The 689-nt window shown below is 62.8% G+C and carries 1 pseudogene; it reads right to left on the reverse strand.

From position 1 onward, the window contains the following. Positions 1–3 precede the first annotated feature (3 nt). A pseudogene (locus AC1DYX_RS31710) lies at positions 4–689 on the reverse strand (IS3 family transposase); the annotation flags it as partial.

Raw genomic sequence — 689 nt, forward strand, 5'->3', positions numbered from 1 at the left:
GTGTCAAGCAGCAGTCCTTTGCTGAAGGTGTTGCTGCCTGAATGCTGCCGGCGACAGGAAGCCCAGCCGGGCCTGCCGCCGCTGGCGATTGTAAAACATGTCGATCCTCAGCGATCTCGAGCCGGGCCTGCTCGCGTGTCGCATAGCGCCGGTATGCATGAGTTCGTTCTTGAGCGTTCCCGAGAAACTCGCGGTGGGTGCGTTATCGTAATAGTGCCCGCGCCGACTCATCGACGCCTGCATGCCGAACTAGGCCAGCAGCGCGCGATATGCATGCGGCGCAGCGAGACGGCCCGGAACAGGGCCTGCATCACTAAGTGCCGTGTCATGCGCTCGCCCATCGCGTAGCCGACGATTTCGCCGGAATACAGGTCCATCAATCCTGCCAGGTACAGCCAGCCCCCATCGGTCGCGATGTACGCCAGGTCACCGGTCCATACCTGGTCCGGCGCCTCGGTGGCGAACCGCTCGCTGCCCGAGCAGGTTCGGTGTGACTGGCAGGTTGTGGTTCGATTTGTGGTCGCCTTGAACTTGCGTTTTTGCTTGCAGCGCAGTCCCAGTTTCTTGCACAGTCGGCAAATACGATGCAAGCCAACCTGCACGCCATGCTCGGCCAAATGCCCCTGCGGCCGCTCCGGCCCGCACGTCCCGCAGGTTCGCCCGTGGGCAGCCCGGATTTCCGCTTGTAG

This window comes from Massilia sp. P2_C2, from assembly GCF_056404615.1.